The following is a 2,443-nucleotide window of genomic DNA, read 5'->3' on the forward strand; positions in this document are numbered from 1 at the left end:
CTTTGGTGTCACTTCTCGAGTGGAAATTGCATTGAAAAGTAAGATTTCATTTTTGGTAATAATTATTGCTGATATATCAGTGGCTTGGCATTGTTTAACTGGATGCAATCTTTCTGAAGGGGAGATGAAATGTTAGAATTGGCAAAAAATACAATTGGCTAGAAATATGAAACGTTGGTATCTCCTCTATTGTAAGCGCGGCGAACAGACAAGAGCGAAACTGAACCTGGAAAATCAGGGAGTAGAGTGTTACTACCCGGAAATTTCGCTCGAAAAAATGGCGCGTGGAAAACGGATCAAGAAACGCGAACCTTTGTTTCCCTGTTACGTGTTTGTTCGTTTTGATTTTGAGCAGGGACCAAGCTTTACTGCGGTCCGTTCCACCCGTGGCGTGGTGGATTTCGTTCGCCAGGGCCGCTACCCTCAGGAACTTCAGGGAGATTTGATTTATACCCTGAAACAGATGGAGGGAAGCGAAGTAGAGGTTCCCCAGGATGCGTTACCTGAAAAGGGTCAGGTACTGCGGGTGAAAAGTGGTCAGTTTGCTGGCATTGATGCGATTTATCAGGAAGCCGATGGGGAAGCCCGTTCGATTATGCTGGTGAAAATGATCAATCAGTCGGTGCCGATGAGTATCGACAACAAAGATTTAGATATGTAAAAAAGGCACCTGACGGTGCCTTTTAATGGTTTATTCAGCGGCTGCGTAGGCATCGTTGTGAACGGTTTGAACCGCACGGCCAGACGGGTCGACACAGTTTTTGAACGACTCATCCCATTCGATGGCTTTGGCTGAAGAACATGCGACAGAAGGACCGCCTGGGACACATTCCGCAGCCGATGGCAGCGGGAACAACTCTTCAAAGATCTCGCGGTAAACATAACCCTCTTTGGTTGTTGGGGTGTTGTACGGGAAACGGAACTTAGCCGTTTCCATCTGTTGCTCAGTCACTTTCGCTTCGGCCACTTCTTTGAGCGTATCGATCCAGCTGTAACCTACGCCGTCAGAGAACTGCTCCTTCTGACGCCAGGCGATGGAATCAGGCAGATAATGTTCGAAACACTCACGCAAAATGTGCTTCTCCATTTTGCCGTTGCCACACATTTTATCTTGCGGGTTCAGGCGCATCGCCACGTCGATAAACTCTTTATCAAGGAACGGCACGCGCCCCTCGACTCCCCAAGCGGCCAGAGATTTGTTGGCGCGTGCGCAGTCAAACATGTTCAGTGCCAACAGTTTGCGTACGGTTTCTTCGTGGAACTCTTTGGCATTCGGTGCTTTGTGGAAGTACAGGTAACCACCGAAGATCTCGTCAGCCCCTTCACCGGACAACACCATTTTAATGCCCATCGCTTTAATCTTGCGTCCCATCAGGAACATAGGTGTGGACGCGCGAATGGTGGTGACGTCATAAGTTTCAATGTGGTAAATCACATCACGAATCGCGTCCAGACCTTCTTGAATGGTGTAGGTCATTTCATGGTGGACGGTTCCAATTTTATCGGCAACTTCACGCGCCGCTTTGAGATCCGGTGCGCCCTCCAAGCCAACGGCAAAGGAGTGCAGCTGTGGCCACCAGGCTTCTGACTGTTCATCATCTTCAATACGCATCGCGGCGAAACGTTTGGCGATCGCTGAAGTGATGGAAGAATCCAGGCCGCCAGACAGCAGAACCCCGTATGGTACGTCCGTCATGAGCTGGCGTTTGACGGCGGCTTCAAGCGCTTCCGTCAGTTCCTCTTTGCTGGTGCTGTTGCCGGAGACCGCTGCGTATTCGTTCCAGTCACGGACGTAGTAACGTTGCGGTTCGCTGTCGGTTGAGCTGTAGTAGCTGCCTGGGGGGAACTCGCTGACGGTTTTACATACCGGAACCAGCGCTTTCATTTCTGATGCCACGTAATAGTTGCCGTGTTCATCGTGTCCTTGATACAGCGGAATGATGCCGATATGGTCACGCCCAACCAGATACTGGTCTTTTTCTTCATCGTAGAGCACAAAAGCAAAAATGCCGTTGAGTTCTTCCAACAGGTCGGCCCCCATGTCTTGATAGAGCGCCAGAATGACTTCGCAATCCGAATCGGTCTGAAACTCATACTTGTCTTCGTAACGGGCACGAATTTCTTTGTGGTTATAGATTTCGCCGTTTACCGCCAGGATCAGTTTTTTGTCTGGGCTGTAAAGGGGTTGTGCACCGCTATTGAGTCCAACGATCGCCAAGCGTTCGTGAGCCAGAATGGCTTTGTCTGACGAGTAAATTCCTGACCAGTCAGGGCCACGATGACGAAGTTTTTTAGACATTTCCAGAGCGACAGGGCGCAATGCCGTTGCATCACTTTTGATGTCTAGAATACCGAAGATAGAGCACATAACCACATCCTTTTTTAAATCTTGTTTAACCTGATGAGTTAAAATGTGCCAGTTTGATTAAAAAAAGCAACCAGG

General features: G+C 49.1%; 2 protein-coding genes. One reads left to right on the forward strand and one right to left on the reverse strand.

What is annotated here, in order from left to right; genetic code table 11:
- The first annotated feature begins 166 nt into the window (after positions 1–166).
- Entirely contained in the window at positions 167–661 is a 495-nt protein-coding gene (gene rfaH / locus CAG65_RS06535) for a transcription/translation regulatory transformer protein RfaH (RefSeq protein WP_021703792.1), read from the forward strand.
- 30 nt (positions 662–691) lie between these two features.
- On the opposite strand, the gene asnB is transcribed toward rfaH, so the two are convergent.
- The gene (asnB, locus tag CAG65_RS06540; protein WP_021703793.1) at positions 692–2,368 is read right to left on the reverse strand and encodes an asparagine synthase B; all 1,677 of its coding nucleotides are present in this window, start codon (positions 2,366–2,368) and stop codon (positions 692–694) included.
- Between the last annotated feature and the right edge of the window lie 75 nt (positions 2,369–2,443).

The sequence above is a fragment of the Vibrio sp. V39_P1S14PM300 genome (genome assembly GCF_009904765.1).
GTDB lineage: Bacteria > Pseudomonadota > Gammaproteobacteria > Enterobacterales > Vibrionaceae > Vibrio > Vibrio proteolyticus.